This window comes from Shewanella donghaensis (genome assembly GCF_007567505.1).
Taxonomy (GTDB): Bacteria; Pseudomonadota; Gammaproteobacteria; order Enterobacterales; family Shewanellaceae; genus Shewanella; species Shewanella donghaensis.
The window spans coordinates 3,114,340-3,139,037 of sequence record NZ_CP041783.1 but is presented as its reverse complement, the minus strand read 5'-3'; the positions used below and the strand labels follow the sequence as shown (position 1 = coordinate 3,139,037).

At 43.0% G+C, this 24,698-nt stretch carries 10 protein-coding genes and 6 rRNA genes; 10 read left to right on the top strand and 6 right to left on the bottom strand.

All coding sequences use genetic code 11. The features are described 5' to 3' along the window. The 3 genes from FPK91_RS13300 to FPK91_RS13290 form a co-directional block, all read right to left on the bottom strand. Positions 1-213 (bottom strand): DUF2061 domain-containing protein, encoded by a 213-nt coding sequence (locus FPK91_RS13300; RefSeq protein WP_144211698.1) that lies wholly within the window; start codon positions 211-213, stop codon positions 1-3. Between the two features lie 421 nt (positions 214-634). Further along, positions 635-1,537: a 1,4-dihydroxy-2-naphthoyl-CoA synthase gene (locus tag FPK91_RS13295; RefSeq protein WP_144211697.1), complete on the bottom strand. Its 903-nt coding sequence runs from the start codon at positions 1,535-1,537 to the stop codon at positions 635-637. An 85-nt stretch (positions 1,538-1,622) separates the two neighbouring features. Continuing rightward, entirely contained in the window at positions 1,623-1,973 is a 351-nt protein-coding gene (locus FPK91_RS13290) for a hypothetical protein (protein WP_227006574.1), read from the bottom strand. A 168-nt stretch (positions 1,974-2,141) separates the two neighbouring features. On the opposite strand from FPK91_RS13290, the gene ccoG reads away from it, so the two are divergent. The 9 genes from ccoG to FPK91_RS13250 all read left to right on the top strand — a co-directional run bounded on the left by ccoG (position 2,142) and on the right by FPK91_RS13250 (position 18,879). Then, positions 2,142-3,569 (top strand): cytochrome c oxidase accessory protein CcoG, encoded by a 1,428-nt coding sequence (gene ccoG, locus FPK91_RS13285; RefSeq protein WP_144211696.1) that lies wholly within the window; start codon positions 2,142-2,144, stop codon positions 3,567-3,569. Positions 3,570-3,990: 421 nt separating this feature from the next. Continuing rightward, a 16S ribosomal RNA gene (locus FPK91_RS13280) occupies positions 3,991-5,533 on the top strand. A gap of 379 nt (positions 5,534-5,912) precedes the next feature. Continuing rightward, positions 5,913-8,806: ribosomal RNA gene (locus FPK91_RS13275) — 23S ribosomal RNA — on the top strand. 181 nt (positions 8,807-8,987) lie between these two features. Continuing rightward, positions 8,988-9,103 (top strand): 5S ribosomal RNA (rrf, locus tag FPK91_RS13270). Between the two features lie 634 nt (positions 9,104-9,737). Continuing rightward, positions 9,738-9,866 (top strand): hypothetical protein, encoded by a 129-nt coding sequence (locus FPK91_RS21170; RefSeq protein WP_264371764.1) that lies wholly within the window; start codon positions 9,738-9,740, stop codon positions 9,864-9,866. Between the two features lie 625 nt (positions 9,867-10,491). After that, a 16S ribosomal RNA gene (locus FPK91_RS13265) occupies positions 10,492-12,034 on the top strand. A 379-nt stretch (positions 12,035-12,413) separates the two neighbouring features. Then, a 23S ribosomal RNA gene (locus tag FPK91_RS13260) occupies positions 12,414-15,307 on the top strand. Positions 15,308-15,488: 181 nt separating this feature from the next. Then, positions 15,489-15,604 (top strand): 5S ribosomal RNA (rrf, locus tag FPK91_RS13255). The 16S, 23S and 5S rRNA genes sit together here, the layout of an rRNA operon. Before the next feature lie 935 nt (positions 15,605-16,539). After that, positions 16,540-18,879, top strand: coding sequence for an EAL domain-containing protein (locus tag FPK91_RS13250; RefSeq protein WP_227006573.1), 2,340 nt, complete (start codon positions 16,540-16,542; stop codon positions 18,877-18,879). Positions 18,880-18,900: 21 nt separating this feature from the next. Here FPK91_RS13250 and FPK91_RS13245 read toward each other — a convergent pair whose 3' ends face one another. Both FPK91_RS13245 and FPK91_RS13240 read right to left on the bottom strand, forming a co-directional pair. Next, positions 18,901-19,782: an alpha/beta fold hydrolase gene (locus FPK91_RS13245; RefSeq protein ID WP_144214407.1), complete on the bottom strand. Its 882-nt coding sequence runs from the start codon at positions 19,780-19,782 to the stop codon at positions 18,901-18,903. Between the two features lie 205 nt (positions 19,783-19,987). Further along, positions 19,988-21,817: a DUF885 domain-containing protein gene (locus FPK91_RS13240; protein ID WP_144211694.1), complete on the bottom strand. Its 1,830-nt coding sequence runs from the start codon at positions 21,815-21,817 to the stop codon at positions 19,988-19,990. Between the two features lie 228 nt (positions 21,818-22,045). Here FPK91_RS13240 and add point away from each other — a divergent pair, with 228 nt between their 5' ends. Next, entirely contained in the window at positions 22,046-23,041 is a 996-nt protein-coding gene (add, locus tag FPK91_RS13235; protein ID WP_144211693.1) for an adenosine deaminase, read from the top strand. A gap of 81 nt (positions 23,042-23,122) precedes the next feature. Here the strand turns inward: add and hemN are convergent, their stop codons facing one another. Further along, positions 23,123-24,463, bottom strand: a complete 1,341-nt coding sequence (hemN, locus tag FPK91_RS13230; RefSeq protein ID WP_227006571.1) for an oxygen-independent coproporphyrinogen III oxidase — start codon at positions 24,461-24,463, stop codon at positions 23,123-23,125. Positions 24,464-24,698: the final 235 nt, after the last annotated feature.

Genomic DNA, 24,698 nt, shown 5'->3' with positions numbered 1-24,698 from the left:
TTAGCTTGCTGTAAGTTGTAGTGTCACGTCAGCAGCAGCCTTTGTTGCTTCAATTTTTTTCCAGACTTTGTCATGAAAATAAAAGACCACGGTATTTACAGCAGGTTCAATTAATGCGATAGCACCACCAATGACAATACTACCTGTTAATAAATAGGTGATAGTGAAAGCTACGCTGAAATGCAGCATTGCGAATGTGATAGTTTTTTTCATTTTTGAACCCTTATTTAAATACTTGCCTTTCAATAGTTAAATGATAACAGTTCTCATTCTCTTTTGTGAGTTTATTTATAAATTAAGCCAAACGACTGACTCGATTAAGCCATAGATTGAAAGTTAAGCCAATGATAGCTATCTACAGCTTTCTACTAGTGAGCTTAATAAGCACGATTTATTGATAAAGTAATTTTGATGTTTGGTGGGCAAAGTTGGCTGCTGGTGAAATAAAAGATGAAGGGTTTAATTTTTGTCGTTTGTTCACCGTGTATAGATAAAGATATGCCCGATGGATTGCCTATTAACGTTAAGTGCCTTTTTTGATGAATAAAAAAACCTACTTATTATGAGTAGGTTTTTATTGGTAAGGCAGCAATACTTCGTTGTAAATATCTAGCTACGCATATTTAGCGGGTTATCAGTAGTGCCAAGGAAACTTAGAAAAGTCTTGGTCACGTTTTTCAAGAAATGCATCACGACCTTCTTGGGCTTCTTCGGTACCATAAGCTAAACGAGTCGCTTCACCAGCAAATAATTGCTGCCCAACTAAGCCATCATCTGGCAAGTTAAAACCATATTTGAGCATACGCATTGCAGTGGGTGATTTACTGTTGATTTCTTTAGCCCAAGATAACGCTTCTGTTTCCAGATCAGCATGAGGAATAGAGCGGTTTACCATACCCATATCAAAGGCTTCATCTGCGGTATAGTTGAATCCGAGGAAGAAAATTTCACGAGCACGCTTTTGGCCTATCATTTTAGCTAAATAAGCACTGCCGTACCCAGAGTCAAAACTGCCTACATCGGGATCCGTTTGTTTGAATACCGCATGTTCTTTAGACGCTAAAGTCAGATCACAGACAACGTGTAAACTATGACCGCCGCCAACAGCCCAGCCAGGTACGACAGCAATAACCACTTTAGGCATAAAACGGATAAGACGTTGTACTTCTAATATATGAAGACGTCCCATGCGTGCGACATCAGGCTTACCTTCTTCAGCACCTTCGTACTTATAGCCATCTTTACCACGAATACGTTGATCGCCGCCCGCGCAGAAGGAGTGTTGTCCTTTAGCTGAGGGGCCGTTACCTGTGATGAGTACACAGCCAACATCAGACCATCTGCGAGCATGATCTAAAGCCGTGTAAAGTTCATCAACTGTTTTTGGGCGGAAGGAATTTAGGCAGTCGGGGCGATTAATCGCTATTCGCACCGTACCTTGATCTTTTGCTCGATGGTAAGTGATATCTTCAAAGTTGAAGTCACTTACCGTGTCCCAAAGTGTTGGGTCGAATATATCGGAAACCTGCTGAGTCATTTTTCTAGCCTTTTTCAATAGATTATCCAAAGGCTAGGCTTAAATAATTCTCAGGTCAATTGGCTGATGGCAGGAAAACAGAAAATTATATTTTATCGCAGATAAATTGTAGGTTTTCTTTACTTATAACGGGGTTAGATAACCCAAAACCACAGTAATCATCTTTAAATTCGGCAAGTGACTCATGCGTTGTGAATGAGCTCTGCAATTCCGACAGTTCACTACTGGTTAATCTTTCAATGACACTGCTCGGTATTTTAGGAACATTATTTTCCTTTCGGGTTATTTTAGTCCCTGTCATTGAGTCTAGTTTTGTTTCAGCCCCATTTATGACAGATTGAATTTCCGCAATAGGCTTATCAAGTTTGTCAGTTTCAGTGGCAAAGTAATAAATACCGCCGCCAATCAGTGCTATAAGGATCCAGCCTCTCATCATTTAGTCCAATTAAAGTGAATAAGTGTAAATATTACGAGTATAATATACACAATTAACTTCTATATGCGAGTGTGAAGCAGTTGTAAGGGATTATTATCTGAAATCGATAAGGTTTTTCTGCAACCATCACTAACTTTTGCCCCGAATTTTAAGTAGTAAGGCATTAAGATGACACAAGAATCACAACCCAAAGATTATTCTAAACAGGCTCGAATCAAGATCCATCAACCTGATGCAAGTAAAGCCGATAGGTTTAATCCAAGTAATAGCATCTACGTTCGAGCTGTAAATGGATTATGGACAACAGTAAGACGCCGTATTGGTTGGGCAACAATGTTGTTCTTTCTTATACTGCCTTGGCTTCCTTGGGGTGATAGACAAGCTGTATGGTTCAATTTGGGTGAACAGAAGTTCCATATCTTTAATCTCACTATTTGGCCTCAAGATTTAACTTTGTTAGCAGCCCTATTTACTATTGCTGCCTTTGGACTCTTTTTTGTGACGACCTATCTCGGACGAGTATGGTGTGGCTACACTTGCCCCCAAACTGTTTGGACTTTTATATTTATATGGTTTGAAGAAAAATTTGAAGGGGCCCGTAATAAAAGAATAAAGCTCGACCAGATGCCGTGGAGCTTTAATAAGTTGTGGCGCAAAACAGCCAAACATACCTCTTGGATTTTAATCTCCTTACTTACCGCAATGACCTTTGTATCGTATTTTGTGCCAAGCCGTGAGGTCTATATTGATGTATTTACCTTAAATGCTGATGTTGGTATTTACTTCTGGGTGGTCTTTTTTACATTAGCAACTTACGGTAATGCAGGTTGGATGCGCGAGATCATGTGTATTCATATGTGCCCCTATGCACGTTTCCAAGCCGCTATGTTTGATAAGAACACCTATATAGTCGGCTATGATACTAAAAGAGGTGAAACCAGAGGCCCACGTTCACGCAAAGCAGACCATAAAGAAATGGGATTGGGTGACTGCATCGATTGTGATCTGTGTGTACAGGTATGTCCAACCGGTATTGATATCCGTAATGGTCTTCAATATGAGTGTATTAACTGTGGTGCTTGTATCGATGCTTGCGATACCACGATGGAACGCATGGGTTATGACAAAGGTTTAATCAGTTATACCACTGAAAACAAATTAGAGGAGGTTAAAGAAAGTATCTTAAGACCGAAATTAGTGGGTTACGGTGTTGCCTTGACTGTGATGATTTTGGTGTTTATATATGCCAGCGCGACAATCGCCCCAGTGAGAATGGATGTAATCCGAGATCGTAATGCTTTATATAGAGTGACTAATGATGGCTTAATTGAGAATACATACACATTAAAGCTATTAAATAAGACAGAGCAAGCGCAAGAATACCATCTTTCTATGGATGGCTTAGAGGGTTACGAGTGGAGTGGACCACAACAAGTCTCGGTTCAGGCTGGTGAAGTATTGACGCTTCCTATTAGTATTGCCGTTGATTCTGATCAAATTGAACGAACAGTCACTAAAATTAACTTAATCGTGTCCGCAAATATCGATGATAAGGAGATTGTCATTAAACAAGAGTCACGCTTCTTTGGTGAATAAAGCTTAATTTGACTGATAAAAAGGGACTGTTAGTCCCTTTTTTGTGCGTTTCGTACAAAATCACACCTGTTAGTCCTATTATTGCAATTTTATTACTAAAACTACTTGCGCAGATTAAGAGTTTGTCTATAATACGGACCTCAAGCCAACGACCTAGCGTCTAACGGCGGTATCTGAAAGATTGATACCAACGCTCTTTAACAATCAAACAAGAAATCTGTGTGGACACTCACAGGTGTTGAGTTAATCGAAATTGCTACTTAGGTAGCAATCAAAATTATTTACTCAATGTAACGATGAGTGTTCATAGCAATATGTAACAAACGTTTTAGAGATTCTTCCGAGTCTTTAAATCGAAATCAGAATTCATTGAGCCGAAGCGACGTTCTTATTTATAAGAATGACTGCTTTAACAAAACTTTAATTGAAGAGTTTGATCATGGCTCAGATTGAACGCTGGCGGCAGGCCTAACACATGCAAGTCGAGCGGTAACACAAGGGAGCTTGCTCCTGAGGTGACGAGCGGCGGACGGGTGAGTAATGCCTAGGGATCTGCCCAGTCGAGGGGGATAACAGTTGGAAACGACTGCTAATACCGCATACGCCCTACGGGGGAAAGGAGGGGACCTTCGGGCCTTTCGCGATTGGATGAACCTAGGTGGGATTAGCTAGTTGGTGAGGTAATGGCTCACCAAGGCGACGATCCCTAGCTGTTCTGAGAGGATGATCAGCCACACTGGGACTGAGACACGGCCCAGACTCCTACGGGAGGCAGCAGTGGGGAATATTGCACAATGGGCGAAAGCCTGATGCAGCCATGCCGCGTGTGTGAAGAAGGCCTTAGGGTTGTAAAGCACTTTCAGTAGGGAGGAAAGGTTAACGGTTAATAACCGTTAGCTGTGACGTTACCTACAGAAGAAGGACCGGCTAACTTCGTGCCAGCAGCCGCGGTAATACGAGGGGTCCAAGCGTTAATCGGAATTACTGGGCGTAAAGCGTACGCAGGCGGTTCATTAAGCTAGATGTGAAATCCCCGGGCTCAACCTGGGAATTGCATTTAGAACTGGTGAACTAGAGTCTTGTAGAGGGGGGTAGAATTTCAGGTGTAGCGGTGAAATGCGTAGAGATCTGAAGGAATACCGGTGGCGAAGGCGGCCCCCTGGACAAAGACTGACGCTCATGTACGAAAGCGTGGGGAGCAAACAGGATTAGATACCCTGGTAGTCCACGCCGTAAACGATGTCTACTCGGAGTTTGGTGCCTTGAGCACTGGGCTCCCAAGCTAACGCATTAAGTAGACCGCCTGGGGAGTACGGCCGCAAGGTTAAAACTCAAATGAATTGACGGGGGCCCGCACAAGCGGTGGAGCATGTGGTTTAATTCGATGCAACGCGAAGAACCTTACCTACTCTTGACATCCACAGAACTTACCAGAGATGGTTTGGTGCCTTCGGGAACTGTGAGACAGGTGCTGCATGGCTGTCGTCAGCTCGTGTTGTGAAATGTTGGGTTAAGTCCCGCAACGAGCGCAACCCCTATCCTTATTTGCCAGCGCGTAATGGCGGGAACTCTAGGGAGACTGCCGGTGATAAACCGGAGGAAGGTGGGGACGACGTCAAGTCATCATGGCCCTTACGAGTAGGGCTACACACGTGCTACAATGGCGTATACAGAGGGTTGCAAAGCCGCAAGGTCTAGCTAATCTCACAAAGTACGTCGTAGTCCGGATCGGAGTCTGCAACTCGACTCCGTGAAGTCGGAATCGCTAGTAATCGTAGATCAGAATGCTACGGTGAATACGTTCCCGGGCCTTGTACACACCGCCCGTCACACCATGGGAGTGGGCTGCACCAGAAGTAGATAGTCTAACCTTCGGGAGGACGTTTACCACGGTGTGGTTCATGACTGGGGTGAAGTCGTAACAAGGTAGCCCTAGGGGAACCTGGGGCTGGATCACCTCCTTACCTATACGACTAACTTAATGTTTGTTGAGTGTTCACACAGATTGCTTGTTAACTTCTTCGGAAGTTGAGCGAAATGCGCCGCGAGCCGGTTAGCATTGTTCTTTAACAATTTGGAAAGCTGATAGTATTTAACATGATGATGTCTGTCGTTGTGTTATTTACAAAATCGTATTATTGGGAAATTAATCCTTTTTCAATAATACATTGAGTTCTCAAAACACTTTATTAAGTGTCTTGAATATTCTAAAAATCTAAGGCGAATTTGTGTACTCGAAAGAGATGCAAATTATGTAATAAACCAGCTAGTTACGATATAACTGTTAAGGCTACCCGCTTTAACAACACTTGTTTTCATTTATGAAACTGATGTGGGTTGTATGGTTAAGTGACTAAGCGTATACGGTGGATGCCTTGGCAGTCAGAGGCGATGAAGGACGTAATAACTTGCGAAAAGCGTTGGCGAGCTAGTAATAAGCACTTGAGCTAACGATATCCGAATGGGGAAACCCGGCCACATAAGTGGTCATCATACAGTGAATACATAGCTGTATGAGGCGAACTCGGGGAACTGAAACATCTAAGTACCCGAAGGAAAAGAAATCAACCGAGATTCCCCTAGTAGCGGCGAGCGAACGGGGATTAGCCCTTAAGTCTATGGGGTGTTAGTGGAATAAGTTGGAAAGCTTAACGGTACAGGGTGATAGTCCCGTACATGAAAACTAACCATAGATGAAAACGAGTAAGGCGGGACACGTGACATCCTGTTTGAATATGGGGGGACCATCCTCCAAGGCTAAATACTCCTGACTGACCGATAGTGAACCAGTACCGTGAGGGAAAGGCGAAAAGAACCCCTGTGAGGGGAGTGAAATAGAACCTGAAACCGTGTACGTACAAGCAGTGGGAGCGGTTCTTGAGACCGTGACTGCGTACCTTTTGTATAATGGGTCAGCGACTTACGTTTTGTAGCGAGGTTAAGCGAATAGCGGAGCCGTAGGGAAACCGAGTGTTAACTGCGCGTTTAGTTGCAAGGCGTAGACCCGAAACCGAGTGATCTAGCCATGGGCAGGTTGAAGGTTGAGTAACATCAACTGGAGGACCGAACCGACTAATGTTGAAAAATTAGCGGATGACTTGTGGCTGGGGGTGAAAGGCCAATCAAACTCGGAGATATCTGGTTCTCCTCGAAAGCTATTTAGGTAGCGCCTCGAGCGAATACCACTGGGGGTAGAGCACTGTTAAGGCTAGGGGGTCATCCCGACTTACCAACCCTTTGCAAACTCCGAATACCAGTGAGTACTACTCGGGAGACAGACGGCGGGTGCTAACGTCCGTCGTCAAAAGGGAAACAACCCAGACCATCAGCTAAGGTCCCAAAGTTATTGCTAAGTGGGAAACGATGTGGGAAGGCTTAGACAGCTAGGATGTTGGCTTAGAAGCAGCCATCATTTAAAGAAAGCGTAATAGCTCACTAGTCGAGTCGGCCTGCGCGGAAGATTTAACGGGGCTAAGCAATACACCGAAGCTATGGGTTTGCTAGTTTACTAGCAAGCGGTAGAGGAGCGTTCTGTAAGCGGTTGAAGGTGAAGGGGTAACCCACACTGGACGTATCAGAAGTGCGAATGCTGACATGAGTAACGATAAAGGGAGTGAAAAACTCCCTCGCCGAAAGACCAAGGGTTCCTGTCCAACGTTAATCGGGGCAGGGTGAGTCGACCCCTAAGGCGAGGCCGAAAGGCGTAGTCGATGGGAAACAGGTCAATATTCCTGTACTTCTGCTAACTGCGATGGAGAGACGGAGAAGGCTAGGCTAGCGCGGCGTTGGTAGTCCGCGTTTAAGGTTGTAGGCTGTAAACTTAGGCAAATCCGGGTTTACTTAAGGCTGAGAACTGATGACGAGTCACTAAGGTGATGAAGTAGTTGATGCCATGCTTCCAGGAAAATCTTCTAAGCTTCAGGTTAGTAGGAATCGTACCCCAAACCGACACAGGTGGTCGGGTAGAGAATACCAAGGCGCTTGAGAGAACTCGGCTGAAGGAACTAGGCAAAATGGTACCGTAACTTCGGGAGAAGGTACGCTCCTGACGGTGATGAGACTTGCTCTCTAAGCTGTTGGGAGTCGCAGATACCAGGTGGCTGCAACTGTTTATCAAAAACACAGTACTGTGCAAAATCGCAAGATGACGTATACGGTATGACGCCTGCCCGGTGCTTGAAGGTTAATTGATTGGGTTATCTTCGGAGAAGCTCATGATCGAAGCCCAAGTAAACGGCGGCCGTAACTATAACGGTCCTAAGGTAGCGAAATTCCTTGTCGGGTAAGTTCCGACCTGCACGAATGGCGTAATGATGGCCACGCTGTCTCCAGCCGAGACTCAGTGAAGTTGAAATTGCGGTGAAGATGCCGTATACCCGCGGCTAGACGGAAAGACCCCGTGAACCTTTACTATAGCTTGGCACTGAACATTGAACCTACATGTGTAGGATAGGTGGGAGACTTTGAAACTTCGTCGCTAGATGGAGTGGAGTCAATCTTGAAATACCACCCTTGTAGTTTTGATGTTCTAACCGCGGCCCCTTATCGGGGTTCGGGACAGTGCCTGGTGGGTAGTTTGACTGGGGCGGTCTCCTCCCAAAGAGTAACGGAGGAGCACGAAGGTTGGCTAAGTACGGTCGGACATCGTACGGTTAGTGCAATGGCATAAGCCAGCTTAACTGCGAGACATACACGTCGAGCAGGTACGAAAGTAGGTCATAGTGATCCGGTGGTTCTGTATGGAAGGGCCATCGCTCAACGGATAAAAGGTACTCCGGGGATAACAGGCTGATACCGCCCAAGAGTTCATATCGACGGCGGTGTTTGGCACCTCGATGTCGGCTCATCACATCCTGGGGCTGAAGTCGGTCCCAAGGGTATGGCTGTTCGCCATTTAAAGTGGTACGCGAGCTGGGTTCAGAACGTCGTGAGACAGTTCGGTCCCTATCTGCCGTGGGCGTTGGATGATTGAAGGAAGCTGCTCCTAGTACGAGAGGACCGGAGTGGACGAACCGCTGGTGTTCGGGTTGTTATGCCAATAGCATTGCCCGGTAGCTACGTTCGGAATCGATAACCGCTGAAAGCATCTAAGCGGGAAGCGAGTCCTAAGATGAGTCATCCCTAGAGATTTAATCTCTCTAAAGAGCCGTTCGAGACTAGGACGTTGATAGGCAGGGTGTGTAAGCGTTGTGAGGCGTTGAGCTAACCTGTACTAATGACTCGTGAGGCTTAACCATACAACCCAGATGAGTTTTATCTGAGTGTGTTGTGGTAACTAGATTTATTACAGACTGAAAAGTCGAACTTAGATACGAATATAAAGCGCTTAATGAAGTGCGAACTCAAAAAATCTCGAAAGAGTTATCAGATTTCCGAATTATTATTTACTGCGTTTGCGGTAAATGAAGCAAGAATTTGCTTGGTGACAATAGCATTGTGGTACCACCTGATCCCATCCCGAACTCAGCAGTGAAACGCAATAGCGCCGATGATAGTGTGGGGTCTCCCCATGTGAAAGTAGGTCATCGCCAAGCGCCTAATAAGTATTAAGCCCGCTACTATGTAGCGGGCTTTTTGCGTTTTACGGCTTTTAACGAATGAACAGGTGAAAGTAGGGTGCAATGTGTGTGTTGATAACGCAACGCTTTATACAGATATGGAACGCGAAGGATGTATCCGCAGCTGAACATCGCCAAGGGCCTAATTTCTCGAGCTGTTAAAGTAAGAACGAGAGCAGATAGCCCGTTACTAACGTAGCGGGCTTTTTTGTGTTTTATCGATATTTTTAATATAAACACACTTAAGCTGATTGATAAATACGCAGTACTTATTCCTTTGTACAGTTGGAGCCTTGAGTGTCACAAATAATTTAAGTTAAGAGCTAAGTTAGGTGTAGAAAAATTGGGAGGGTTTGGTTTTATAGACTGAATGACTCTTCGACTTATTGATTGAATAGCGCTCTATGAGCGTCACTTTATGTTTCTGCTATATTAGGCCTTAAGTAACAACGTCGGTGTTGATTGGCCACAAACTACAACAATGTGTCAATTCTTGAGCCTGGTAAGGAATGTTCTTTCTATATAAGGGCGCTGCACATTAAATAATGTTGTTCTTTTTTTCGATTATTGCTCCATGTTGAACTAAAATTAAAGGCCGCATCTGATAAATGTGTCGTTAGATTACCGCTTTTTAACGCTGAAACAATTTATCAAACCGAAAAATGTGGATAGTTTTATCGCAGTCATCATTGTGCTGCTACGAGTGAATAGCAGAAATGACGGTGATGATGGCCGTTAACCCTTTGTATCATTGACGTTGGGGAATAAAAGGTTGTTACGGCTCTGCGGTAATTAACGGCAACTGCCCCTTAAAATGTGGATAACTTTGGGGGTAACAAGTGGGTATCCTGTACTTAAGCATTTAATGCTAAAAAACTTCATTTTTATGCAAAAAAGCCCTTGCGCGAAATCCTGATTTGCCTATAATGCGCATCCACTGACACGGCGACAGGCCAATAGGCTCAACGTGTTAGCGTTAATTAAGACGGTTTTACATCATCATAATTAACGGGTTGAAAAGCATTTTGAATTAACGTTAAAAATGACTTGACGCCCACAACGGGAAGTGTAGAATACGCATCCCTAAGCCAACGACCTAGCGTCTAACGGCGGTATCTGAAAGATTGATACCAACGCTCTTTAACAATCAAACAAGAAATCTGTGTGGACACTCACAGGTGTTGAGTTAATCGAAATTGCTACTTAGGTAGCAATCAAAATTATTTACTCAATGTAACGATGAGTGTTCATAGCAATATGTAACAAACGTTTTAGAGATTCTTCCGAGTCTTTAAATCGAAATCAGAATTCATTGAGCCGAAGCGATGTTCTTATTTATAAGAATGGCTGCTTTAACAAAACTTTAATTGAAGAGTTTGATCATGGCTCAGATTGAACGCTGGCGGCAGGCCTAACACATGCAAGTCGAGCGGTAACACAAGGGAGCTTGCTCCTGAGGTGACGAGCGGCGGACGGGTGAGTAATGCCTAGGGATCTGCCCAGTCGAGGGGGATAACAGTTGGAAACGACTGCTAATACCGCATACGCCCTACGGGGGAAAGGAGGGGACCTTCGGGCCTTTCGCGATTGGATGAACCTAGGTGGGATTAGCTAGTTGGTGAGGTAATGGCTCACCAAGGCGACGATCCCTAGCTGTTCTGAGAGGATGATCAGCCACACTGGGACTGAGACACGGCCCAGACTCCTACGGGAGGCAGCAGTGGGGAATATTGCACAATGGGCGAAAGCCTGATGCAGCCATGCCGCGTGTGTGAAGAAGGCCTTAGGGTTGTAAAGCACTTTCAGTAGGGAGGAAAGGTTAACGGTTAATAACCGTTAGCTGTGACGTTACCTACAGAAGAAGGACCGGCTAACTTCGTGCCAGCAGCCGCGGTAATACGAGGGGTCCAAGCGTTAATCGGAATTACTGGGCGTAAAGCGTACGCAGGCGGTTCATTAAGCTAGATGTGAAATCCCCGGGCTCAACCTGGGAATTGCATTTAGAACTGGTGAACTAGAGTCTTGTAGAGGGGGGTAGAATTTCAGGTGTAGCGGTGAAATGCGTAGAGATCTGAAGGAATACCGGTGGCGAAGGCGGCCCCCTGGACAAAGACTGACGCTCATGTACGAAAGCGTGGGGAGCAAACAGGATTAGATACCCTGGTAGTCCACGCCGTAAACGATGTCTACTCGGAGTTTGGTGCCTTGAGCACTGGGCTCCCAAGCTAACGCATTAAGTAGACCGCCTGGGGAGTACGGCCGCAAGGTTAAAACTCAAATGAATTGACGGGGGCCCGCACAAGCGGTGGAGCATGTGGTTTAATTCGATGCAACGCGAAGAACCTTACCTACTCTTGACATCCACAGAACTTACCAGAGATGGTTTGGTGCCTTCGGGAACTGTGAGACAGGTGCTGCATGGCTGTCGTCAGCTCGTGTTGTGAAATGTTGGGTTAAGTCCCGCAACGAGCGCAACCCCTATCCTTATTTGCCAGCGCATAATGGCGGGAACTCTAGGGAGACTGCCGGTGATAAACCGGAGGAAGGTGGGGACGACGTCAAGTCATCATGGCCCTTACGAGTAGGGCTACACACGTGCTACAATGGCGTATACAGAGGGTTGCAAAGCCGCAAGGTCTAGCTAATCTCACAAAGTACGTCGTAGTCCGGATCGGAGTCTGCAACTCGACTCCGTGAAGTCGGAATCGCTAGTAATCGTAGATCAGAATGCTACGGTGAATACGTTCCCGGGCCTTGTACACACCGCCCGTCACACCATGGGAGTGGGCTGCACCAGAAGTAGATAGTCTAACCTTCGGGAGGACGTTTACCACGGTGTGGTTCATGACTGGGGTGAAGTCGTAACAAGGTAGCCCTAGGGGAACCTGGGGCTGGATCACCTCCTTACCTATACGACTAACTTAATGTTTGTTGAGTGTTCACACAGATTGCTTGTTAACTTCTTCGGAAGTTGAGCGAAATGCGCCGCGAGCCGGTTAGCATTGTTCTTTAACAATTTGGAAAGCTGATAGTATTTAACATGATGATGTCTGTCGTTGTGTTATTTACAAAATCGTATTATTGGGAAATTAATCCTTTTTCAATAATACATTGAGTTCTCAAAACACTTTATTAAGTGTCTTGAATATTCTAAAAATCTAAGGCGAATTTGTGTACTCGAAAGAGATGCAAATTATGTAATAAACCAGCTAGTTACGATATAACTGTTAAGGCTACCCGCTTTAACAACACTTGTTTTCATTTATGAAACTGATGTGGGTTGTATGGTTAAGTGACTAAGCGTATACGGTGGATGCCTTGGCAGTCAGAGGCGATGAAGGACGTAATAACTTGCGAAAAGCGTTGGCGAGCTAGTAATAAGCACTTGAGCTAACGATATCCGAATGGGGAAACCCGGCCACATAAGTGGTCATCATACAGTGAATACATAGCTGTATGAGGCGAACTCGGGGAACTGAAACATCTAAGTACCCGAAGGAAAAGAAATCAACCGAGATTCCCCTAGTAGCGGCGAGCGAACGGGGATTAGCCCTTAAGTCTATGGGGTGTTAGTGGAATAAGTTGGAAAGCTTAACGGTACAGGGTGATAGTCCCGTACATGAAAACTAACCATAGATGAAAACGAGTAAGGCGGGACACGTGACATCCTGTTTGAATATGGGGGGACCATCCTCCAAGGCTAAATACTCCTGACTGACCGATAGTGAACCAGTACCGTGAGGGAAAGGCGAAAAGAACCCCTGTGAGGGGAGTGAAATAGAACCTGAAACCGTGTACGTACAAGCAGTGGGAGCGGTTCTTGAGACCGTGACTGCGTACCTTTTGTATAATGGGTCAGCGACTTACGTTTTGTAGCGAGGTTAAGCGAATAGCGGAGCCGTAGGGAAACCGAGTGTTAACTGCGCGTTTAGTTGCAAGGCGTAGACCCGAAACCGAGTGATCTAGCCATGGGCAGGTTGAAGGTTGAGTAACATCAACTGGAGGACCGAACCGACTAATGTTGAAAAATTAGCGGATGACTTGTGGCTGGGGGTGAAAGGCCAATCAAACTCGGAGATATCTGGTTCTCCTCGAAAGCTATTTAGGTAGCGCCTCGAGCGAATACCACTGGGGGTAGAGCACTGTTAAGGCTAGGGGGTCATCCCGACTTACCAACCCTTTGCAAACTCCGAATACCAGTGAGTACTACTCGGGAGACAGACGGCGGGTGCTAACGTCCGTCGTCAAAAGGGAAACAACCCAGACCATCAGCTAAGGTCCCAAAGTTATTGCTAAGTGGGAAACGATGTGGGAAGGCTTAGACAGCTAGGATGTTGGCTTAGAAGCAGCCATCATTTAAAGAAAGCGTAATAGCTCACTAGTCGAGTCGGCCTGCGCGGAAGATTTAACGGGGCTAAGCAATACACCGAAGCTATGGGTTTGCTAGTTTACTAGCAAGCGGTAGAGGAGCGTTCTGTAAGCGGTTGAAGGTGAAGGGGTAACCCACACTGGACGTATCAGAAGTGCGAATGCTGACATGAGTAACGATAAAGGGAGTGAAAAACTCCCTCGCCGAAAGACCAAGGGTTCCTGTCCAACGTTAATCGGGGCAGGGTGAGTCGACCCCTAAGGCGAGGCCGAAAGGCGTAGTCGATGGGAAACAGGTCAATATTCCTGTACTTCTGCTAACTGCGATGGAGAGACGGAGAAGGCTAGGCTAGCGCGGCGTTGGTAGTCCGCGTTTAAGGTTGTAGGCTGTAAACTTAGGCAAATCCGGGTTTACTTAAGGCTGAGAACTGATGACGAGTCACTAAGGTGATGAAGTAGTTGATGCCATGCTTCCAGGAAAATCTTCTAAGCTTCAGGTTAGTAGGAATCGTACCCCAAACCGACACAGGTGGTCGGGTAGAGAATACCAAGGCGCTTGAGAGAACTCGGCTGAAGGAACTAGGCAAAATGGTACCGTAACTTCGGGAGAAGGTACGCTCCTGACGGTGATGAGACTTGCTCTCTAAGCTGTTGGGAGTCGCAGATACCAGGTGGCTGCAACTGTTTATCAAAAACACAGTACTGTGCAAAATCGCAAGATGACGTATACGGTATGACGCCTGCCCGGTGCTTGAAGGTTAATTGATTGGGTTATCTTCGGAGAAGCTCATGATCGAAGCCCAAGTAAACGGCGGCCGTAACTATAACGGTCCTAAGGTAGCGAAATTCCTTGTCGGGTAAGTTCCGACCTGCACGAATGGCGTAATGATGGCCACGCTGTCTCCAGCCGAGACTCAGTGAAGTTGAAATTGCGGTGAAGATGCCGTATACCCGCGGCTAGACGGAAAGACCCCGTGAACCTTTACTATAGCTTGGCACTGAACATTGAACCTACATGTGTAGGATAGGTGGGAGACTTTGAAACTTCGTCGCTAGATGGAGTGGAGTCAATCTTGAAATACCACCCTTGTAGTTTTGATGTTCTAACCGCGGCCCCTTATCGGGGTTCGGGACAGTGCCTGGTGGGTAGTTTGACTGGGGCGGTCTCCTCCCAAAGAGTAACGGAGGAGCACGAAGGTTGGCTAAGTACGGTCGGACATCGTACGGTTAGTGCAATGGCATAAGCCAGCTTAACTGCGAGACATACACGTCGAGCAGGTACGAAAGTAGGTCATAGTGATCCGGTGGTTCTGTATGGAAGGGCCATCGCTCAACGGATAAAAGGTACTCCGGGGATAACAGGCTGATACCGCCCAAGAGTTCATATCGACGGCGGTGTTTGGCACCTCGATGTCGGCTCATCACATCCTGGGGCTGAAGTCGGTCCCAAGGGTATGGCTGTTCGCCATTTAAAGTGGTACGCGAGCTGGGTTCAGAACGTCGTGAGACAGTTCGGTCCCTATCTGCCGTGGGCGTTGGATGATTGAAGGAAGCTGCTCCTAGTACGAGAGGACCGGAGTGGACGAACCGCTGGTGTTCGGGTTGTTATGCCAATAGCATTGCCCGGTAGCTACGTTCGGAATCGATAACCGCTGAAAGCATCTAAGCGGGAAGCGAGTCCTAAGATGAGTCATCCCTAGAGATTTAATCTCTCTAAAGAGCCGTTCGAGACTAGGACGTTGATAGGCAGGGTGTGTAAGCGTTGTGAGGCGTTGAGCTAACCTGTACTAATGACTCGTGAGGCTTAACCATACAACCCAGATGAGTTTTATCTGAGTGAGTTGTGGTAACTAGATTTATTACAGACTGAAAAGTCGAACTTAGATACGAATATAAAGCGCTTAATGAAGTGCGAACTCAAAAAATCTCGAAAGAGTTATCAGATTTCCGAATTATTATTTACTGCGTTTGCGGTAAATGAAGCAAGAATTTGCTTGGTGACAATAGCATTGTGGTACCACCTGATCCCATCCCGAACTCAGCAGTGAAACGCAATAGCGCCGATGATAGTGTGGGGTCTCCCCATGTGAAAGTAGGTCATCGCCAAGCGCCTAATAAGTATTAAGCCCGCTACTATGTAGCGGGCTTTTTGCGTTTTACGGCTTTTAACGAATGAACAGGTGAAAGTAGGGTGAAATGTCTGTGTTTATAACGCAACGCTTTATACAGGCATGGAACGCGAAGGATGTATCTGCAGCTGAACATCGCCAAGCGCCCTATATCTTTTAAATTAGAGCATCTTAAATGAGAGCAGATAGCCCGTTACTAACGTAGCGGGCTTTTTTGTGTTTGTAATTTGGGCGTCATATACCATGTGAAAGTAGGGTGTAATGTATCGCTTTATATAGATGGGCTCCGTGAAGAGCTTTTATAAAACAGGATGATTAAAAGAGCCTAATTTATGTTACTTTTAATATTAAAAAATACGAATAATACCTGACTCTACAAGCCAAATATTTTTTATCGATGAACTTTGATAATTGGTGAAGTGATAGCTCATATAGGCCTTATCATTGTTTGGAAGAATTGAAGAGTTCTTCTTACTCCAGTTAGTCAATTTGTGTGTATTTATCACTACAGACGTTACATGAATTTTCGCAGTTTCAATATCGAATACATAATTTGAGTGTTGAAAAATATACTTTTCAGTATGGAACCGTTAAGCTGTAATTCATTGAAATCAATTAATAAGTACAGTTTCGTTTTTTATGATTTTTTAGGTATAAGTCAATTCAATCATTAAACTTACTATTGTTGGAATATACTGTCTCTAGTATGTTATTTACGAGATCCACTATTAATCAATAATCAGCGGTGTAACTTTGTCAAAGCGACCTTTATTTTCACTTTCTTTTTTAGTACCTTTTTTAATAAGTTCATTGTACTTATTATTAATTAGTAGTGAGTTTTATTACGAAAGAGATGAGCTGAGATCGCAATTAGCTACAAATGAATCTAAGCACATTGAACAAGAACTATTCAGAATGACACATATCGTTGAATCAGCATTAGCTATTCAAGATATTACAAGGATTGAGCAAGAAGTATCCCTAACCTCTACAGACAGTAACATGATGGTCTACATAATTTTAGATGCATCAAGTCAAATTAGGTTCGCTAATCATGTTATATGGCGTGAAAGTAATGCTAATAATGTAATTGATGGCTATTCAAACCAAACTCATCAAGAAGTCGTCTCTAGCAAAAAACCAACAATACGCACTAATTTAGACAGAAGATCAATACAAGCCTACTACCCCATAAACACCTCTGATAAATATAGTTATTCTAACGCGGTTGATGTTATCTATATTGAATATAATATTTCGTCACTAATGGCTGAAGCTTCAGAAAGACTTCAAAAACGTTTTATTTTAATTTGGTCGATGGGTGGCCTCATTGTTGTTTTATTCTGTTTAGGTCTGCACTTAGTATTAATCAGACCCATGAAAATGCTAGCGCGACGAACACAGAATGTCATCGATGGGAAAAGTACCAATATTAAAGTGAACGGTTTAGTTGATGAGGTGCATCGCTTAGGTCATTCAGTTTTCCTAGTAGAAAATTTATTAGTCGAAAGTAACCAAAGGCTATATGACGCCGAACAACGTTGGTTATATTCAATTAATGCTGATTTTAAGGGTATTTGGGACTGGAATAGTCAGAATGGCGAGCTTTTTTTATCTGATAATTGGAAAGATATTTTAGGTTATAAAGCTGATGAATTGATCGACTCTTATGATACTTGGGAATCACGCTTACATGCTGATGATAAAAAGGGCGTCTTATCTGCATTAAATAATTATCTTAAAGGAAGGACTCAACATTATGAATGTGTCTATAGGATGCTTCATAAGTCGAGCAATTATGTTTGGGTGCTAGACCGAGGTCAAATTATCCAATGGGATGAGTTTGGTCATCCTATTCGCTTAATCGGCTCAATTTACGATGTATCTTCTGAACTAAAACATCAGCGAATAACAGTAGAAAGGCAAAGCCACGTTGGTGTATCTGACATTATTGATCGTAACGAATTAGCTAACGAACTCTTCGATCTTCAGGCTTACGCAAGAAAAACTAACCAGTACTGCACAATGATGTTGATTAATTTAAGTAATATTAAATTAGTTAATGAGTCATTAGGTGAGCAATTATCCGATCGACTTATGATGCAGATTTCAGCCCGTCTTGCAGGTAGCTTTTCGAGTAGCTGTGTTTTAAGTCGATTAGGTGAAGATGAATTTTTCATAGCAGCGAAAGATTTAGGAAACAATTTAGAACACGCGAATAAGCGTGCACTAGCACTGGCTAGTGAAGTTCGACAAGTGGTTGGTCGAAGTTTCAGTGTCTCTGGTCAGGATCTTTCTGTTTTCACTCAAATAGGAATGGTGGTTTTTGATGGTAATGAATCATTAGAGCCAAGCCAATTATTAGAGCGCGCAGATAAGGCATTAGGTAAAGCGATTGAGAGCAAGGTAAATAGTTGTGTTTTACATAGTTTACAACTTGATGGCAGCCATAATGAGCCCCAAAAGTTGCAACGAGATTTAAAGTTAGCATTAAAGAATCAACAGATTTCATTAGTCTATCAACCTGTTGTGGATATAGATGGTAACACCGAAAGTGTCGAAGTGTTGATGCGTTGGTATCATCCGAAGTTTGGTTTTATTAGCCCAAAGCAGTTTATTCCTGTTGCAGAGCTTTCAAATTCCATATTTGAACTTGAGCTATGGATGTTAGATCAGATTTGTATATTTATAAAAAGCCTGCAGCAATCTAATTTAGACTGTCCTTGTTTTTCACTCAATATTTCATCAAGACACTTTCATCAAGACATATTTACCCAACAACTGCTTGATAAGATAAAACATCGTGGTATTGCCCCCGACTTGATTCAACTTGAGCTATCTGAGGATATTTTTTCGATAAATCCGATAACAGCAAAGAATAAAATTTTGAAGTTACGACGTGCGGGAATACGTGTGGCGTTGGATGATTTTGGTTCAGGACTATGTCCGCTTCACCGATTAAATGGGATACATTTTTCCCAAGTGAAATTTTCAGCGAGTTATATTAAAGATATTACCATTTCTGAAGAATCACGAAATGTATTTACCTCGCTAATACAACTGACAAAGCAGTTAAATTACCCTGTAGTCGTGAAGCAAATAGAAGAACGACAACAACTCACAATTTTGAGTGAACTAAACAGCAATTTATTTCAAGGCTTCGTCATTAGTCGTCCATTATCACAACAGGACATCAAGCAGTTACTTGAATCTGACATTTCATTGAGTGTTGTATGGAAAGTGCCATTTAGTTAATTATAACTAAAACGGTTACTATTAAGCATGTTGCTCAAAGAATCCCGTTAAGCTGGTTAGCGCCTGGTTGCGCACTTCATCAGTTTCCATGAATATTTCATGGCGGCTATTATTGATTCTCTTAAGCTGGCACAGATTATTTTCCGCTCTATCTTGTGCGTTGTTATCAACGATAGTGTCATCGGTGGCCTGTAAAACCAATATGGGTTTGATACTGACCGCAGCTGCTTGTGTGGCTTTGTCTGCAGCATCCAGCGCTTCTAATAGCCAATTGTTGGTTGGTGAACCAAGTTGAATGTCTTTATTCTCTCGATAGATCATCAAGATTTGTTGATAACGCTCTTGGCTATTAGTGAGTTCGTTATCAGCAAAGTCAGTGATATTATAGTCTTTCCCGCCAATAATATAATTAGGTTCTTTTAGAGGACTATAGGTGTTTAGCAAAGATGCCAATGAACGAACTAAAGCTCGATTAAAGGGTAACTGTATTCCATACATAGGGGCTGAAAATACCGCGGCTTTGAAGGTTGTTGGGTTCTGACTCATATACAGTGTCCCGATGGTGCCCCCCATAGAATGACCAACTAGGTATAAGTCTTCATGGTCGTTTGGCTTGACGACTTGTTCTACGAAATTGTTTAAATCATCAATGTACGTCTGGAATGTGTCAATATGACCTTGATGCGGGTTTTTGGTTGTTCTTGATGATAAACCTTGGCCTCGATGGTCAAGAATATAAAGACTATAGCCATGCTGATATAAGTCGAACATTAACTCTTTATATTTAAGGTAGCTTTCAACTCTGCCACTACTAATGACGATAGCTTTATTGCTTCGTGAATTGTGGATGTAGGCATAAGCGAGTTCGATATTATCTTTGCAAAGTTTTGCTTGTGTGACCATTTGCCAAAACTGTTGTTGCTCATCATTATTTAATTGCTTTACAGACGAAAAAGACAAATTGTTCACCTTAAACTTTCTAAAGAAGGGTCATGTATTAGTAGGGTATTAAGTTAGAGAGTGTACCAAACAATGGTTGGAAGTTTTAGCAGAGGAAAGATAATTAGAGAGCTAAGGTACTTTTAGCTCTCTACATTTATGGCTAATGCTATTTACCTTTTTGTTCGGCGATAAACTCATCAACCATTTGTTCCAAAATACTCATCGTAATAGAGCCATTTTGTAACACAGCATCATGGAATAAGCGTATATCAAAATCTTCACCTAAAGCGGTTTCAGCTTTTGTGCGTAGGCGTTTAATTGTTAATTCGCCTATTTTGTATGATAGTGCTTGACCAGGCCATGAGATATAACGGTCTATTTCAGTGGTGACATTGTGTAGAGACAAAGCTGTGTTTCCTGCCATAAACTCAATGGCTTGCTCACGACTCCAACCCTTTGAGTGCATACCTGTATCAACAACGAGTCGTGCAGCACGCCACATTTCATAGGTTAATCGGCCAAAATTGCTATAAGGGTCTTGATAGAAACCCGCTTCGAGACCTAAATACTCTGAATATAATCCCCAACCTTCTCCAAACGCAGAAATATAACTGTAACGTCTAAAGTTGGGCAGGTTTGTTAATTCTTTATTGAGTGAGATCTGAAGGTGATGACCTGGAACCGCTTCGTGCAAGGTCAGTGCTTCCATTTCATATAGTGGACGTTTATCTAAAGCATAGGTATTAACCCAATAATAGCCTGGCTCATCATCTCTGTTTGATCCTGAATATCGCCCCGTTGTGTATTTGGGTGCAATCTCTGCGGGTACAGGTTTAATACCGTAGGGTGTTCTTGGTAGTGTTGCGAAAAACTTTGGCAATACAGCATCCGCTTTTTTAGCGATATACGCAGCTTCCTTTAGTAACTCTTCAGCTGTCTTTGGGTAAAACTGCGGGTCTGTACGTAAAAAATGTAAGAATTCAGCAAAACTTCCTTCAAATTTTACATCCGCAATTACCTGCTCCATCTCAGCTTTAATTCTTGCGACTTCAGATAAACCAAGTTGATGAACTTCATCAGGTGTCATATCCAGAGTTGTGTAGTAATTGACTCTATTTTGGTAAAAGGCATCGCCATTGGGCATTTCTTTTGCTGCAATGGCAATACGCGCATTAGGGATATATTCAGAGGTCATGAAGTCATAAAAATCTTGATATAAAGGCAGTACAGTTTGTTCTACAGTACTCTTACCTTGGGTCATTAACTGTTGTTTTTCTGCTTCAGTAAAATGTTCAGGGAGTTGGGTAAAAGGTTTGTAATAACCACTATCTTCAGTTGGCACAATATAGGCACTAATACTCTGTTCAAACCCTTTAAGTGTTACTTTTGCTGGCGTGATACCACTACTTAAGCCTTGCTTCAGCCAAAATGTTTGTTGTGAAAAATACTTTGGTAATGCATCTAATTTTGCTAAGTAATCTTGGTAGTCCTCAACGGTATTGAAGCGTCCGTTGGCAATTGATGCTATGTAAGCATGAAAACCACTTTCTGCGGTAATAGGTAAATAATGATCCTTGAAGGCATACATATCTACACTGTTTTGCAGTTGATAGCTTAATAGCTGGGCATTGATTTTATCATTGCGAGAGAGTGAATCCATGTCGATTCGATTTAGGGATGCCAGTAACTTTTTCTGTCGAATATTTTTCTCTGCCAAAGATTCTGGCGATAAATCTGTGAGCTTATCGGCTTTTGATTTATCGCCAAGGGTATAGGCTAATTGGGGGGAGTAATCTAAATTTACTTGCCAAGCGCTATCAATAATCGATTTTAAACTCATGTTTTCTACCACTTCAGGTTTGGCAGTTTCTTTAATCTGAATAGGGGTTTCAACTTTTTTTGTGTCGCCTAAATAGTACTGAGATTTAGACCCTGAGGTCATTTTACAGCCAGTCATAGCGAGCATTATCAACGCTGGCAGAATGAGCTTTCGCATGGGAATAGTTCCTTTAATCGATAATAATGTATTATTTAAGATAGCCAGTTACAACATAGCAATTCAATGAGTATCCCGCTAGCAAATACCGTTGTAATTATTGTTACTGAGTATGCATTTAAGACGATAAAATCGTCACCTTTTTGTTGATGCATGGTAAACTTTGCCGTGCTAGGTGTTCATATAATAAAAAACACATTTAGCTCAGAAAATTAATAGGGGTCATAAATGATTAATACATCCATACCATTAGTTGATTTACATCGTCATTTAGATGGCAATGTACGTGTAAATACCATCTGGGAACTAGGGCATCAGCATGGTATACAACTGCCTGCAAACTCAATTGCAGAGTTGGCACCTTTTGTTCAAATCCAAGGTAAAGAAAATAGTTTAGTCGCATTCTTGACTAAGCTGGATTGGATGGTGGGCGTATTAGCTGATTTAGATGCTGTAAAACGCGTAGCATATGAAAATGTTGAAGACGCGGCAGTATCAGGACTTGATTACACTGAACTGCGCTTTAGCCCTTATTACATGGCGATGAATCATAACTTACCGATTGAAGGCGTGGTTGAGGCTGTTATTGATGGCGTCAAAGCTGGCATGAAAGATTATGATGTTAAGGTTAACTTAATCGGTATTATGTCTCGCTCATTTGGGCAAGAAAAATGTCGTTTAGAATTAGAGGGCTTATTAGCTCATCGTGATAGTTTAGTCGGAATGGATCTTGCCGGTGACGAGTTAGGTTTCCCTGGTGAGTTATTCAATGAACACTTTAAACGAGTGAGAGATGCTGGGTTACATGTTACTGCTCATGCTGGTGAAGCGGCTGGTGCAGAAAGTATGTGGCAAGCTATTCAAGACTTAGGCGCGACTCGTATTGGCCATGGCGTAAATGCAATCCACGATCCCAAGTTAATGGAGTATTTAGTTAAGCATTCCATTGGAATCGAGTCGTGTCCTACCAGTAATTTACATACTTCGACAGTGGCTGATTATGATGCTCATCCATTTACTCAATTTCTTGATGCTGGTGTCTTAATTGGTCTTAATACAGATGATCCTGGTGTGAGCGCAATTGATATCAAACATGAATATCGTATTGCTAAGTCAGAACTGGGTTTAACTGATGCTCAGTTGACTCAAGTACAACGTAATGGCGTTGAGATGGCATTTTTATCAGACAGCGAGCGTAAGGCGTTATATGCCTCTAAGCTGTAGTTAGTTTTTATCTGTTAAATTACGAAAAAACATAAAAAAACCGCTGATAATCAGCGGTTTTTTATTGCGTAAGACTAACGCTTAAATCACACGAGAGAACTGTTGCTGACGTGCTTTTTGACGATAGTAAACGTCAAAACACATACAAATATTACGAATTAACAAACGACCTGTTGGGCTAATCGTTAACTTGCGGTCAGTAATATCAACTAACTTGTCATCAATGAAAGTTTGCAGAAGTTTTAAGTCTTCGACAAAGTATTCTTCAAAGTTGATATCAAACTGTTGTTCAATCTTGTTTAAGTCTAAATCGAAATGACAAATCATTTGTTTAATCACTACACGACGAATTTCATCGTCACGATTTAAACTACAGCCTTTCCATAATGCGTGACCGCTTTCGTCAATCGACTCATAGTATGGGCGAATATCTTTTTGGTTTTGGGCATAACAATCGCCAATTTGGCTAATTGAAGACACACCTAAACCTAGTAAGTCACATTCTTCCTGGGTGGTATAACCTTGGAAGTTACGATGAAGCTTACCGGCATTTTGTAGTTTTGATAGCTCATCATCAGGCTTAGCAAAATGATCCATACCAATGAACTGATAACCCGCACTGGTTAATGCTTCAATCGTTTGATGCAGCATATCTAGCTTTTGCTGAGGCGAAGCCATATCTTCATCTTTAATTTTACGTTGTGCTGCAAAGCGAGATGGCAAGTGCGCGTAGTTAAAGATAGATAAGCGATCAGGAGACAGTTCAATGACACGCTGAATAGTTTCTGCAAATGTCTCAGGCGTCTGATGTGGTAGACCATAAATTAAATCGGCATTCGTTGAAACAAATCCCAAGTCTTTCGCTCTAGCCATTAAGTCAAAGATAAACTGTTCATCTTGTTCACGGTTTACGGCAATTTGTACTTTCTTGTTGAAATCTTGAACACCAATAGAAATACGGTTAAAGCCGGCTTCTTTTAACGTGTCAAGCATGCTTAATTCGATTTCACGAGGATCAACCTCAATTGAAAACTCACCAACATCAGCAAAATTAAAATGACTTTTAATCAGCTTTGATAACGTTAAGATTTGTTCTGGATTTAAGAACGTCGGTGTACCGCCACCCCAATGCATTTGGGTAACAGTGTAATTTTTGAATAATGGTGCACGCTTAATAATTTCACTTGCAAGATATTCGATGTACTGGTCAGCCTTATGTGCATGACGAGTAATGACTTTATTACATCCGCAGTAATAGCAAAGCTTGGCACAAAATGGGATGTGAATGTATAAAGACAGTTTGTCACTTTTACTGGTTTCAATCGCTGAAAGTAGGTTTTGCTCAGTAAAAGAATCGTCAAACTCTAAAGCCGTTGGATACGACGTATAGCGTGGACCACTGTAGTTATACTTTTCGATCATTGACTGATCCCAACTTATTTGTGTGGGCTGCTTCAAGGCGTGTCCTCCGGGTAAATTAGCAATAGACGAAGTATGCAAGGATCTTTAACAAATAACCTTGATCTACGTTGTAAATTTGAAATTTGCCGTGGGTATTTGGGCGCTATTTAGCCTAGTAATTAAGCGTATTGTTAGATTTGTGCAGTGGCTCACAGCCTCAAGGTTAAAATTGAGTTGGTTATCTGCTTTATAATTA

Coding starts and splice junctions, on each gene's coding strand:
- FPK91_RS13300 (WP_144211698.1), bottom strand. CDS start 213: ATGAAAAAAACTATCACATTCGCAATGCTGCATTTCAGCGTAGCTTTC.
- FPK91_RS13295 (WP_144211697.1), bottom strand. CDS start 1,537: ATGACTCAGCAGGTTTCCGATATATTCGACCCAACACTTTGGGACACG.
- FPK91_RS13290 (WP_227006574.1), bottom strand. CDS start 1,973: ATGATGAGAGGCTGGATCCTTATAGCACTGATTGGCGGCGGTATTTAT.
- ccoG (WP_144211696.1), top strand. CDS start 2,142: ATGACACAAGAATCACAACCCAAAGATTATTCTAAACAGGCTCGAATC.
- FPK91_RS13250 (WP_227006573.1), top strand. CDS start 16,540: ATGACACATATCGTTGAATCAGCATTAGCTATTCAAGATATTACAAGG.
- FPK91_RS13245 (WP_144214407.1), bottom strand. CDS start 19,782: ATGGTCACACAAGCAAAACTTTGCAAAGATAATATCGAACTCGCTTAT.
- FPK91_RS13240 (WP_144211694.1), bottom strand. CDS start 21,817: ATGCGAAAGCTCATTCTGCCAGCGTTGATAATGCTCGCTATGACTGGC.
- add (WP_144211693.1), top strand. CDS start 22,046: ATGATTAATACATCCATACCATTAGTTGATTTACATCGTCATTTAGAT.
- hemN (WP_227006571.1), bottom strand. CDS start 24,463: ATGATCGAAAAGTATAACTACAGTGGTCCACGCTATACGTCGTATCCA.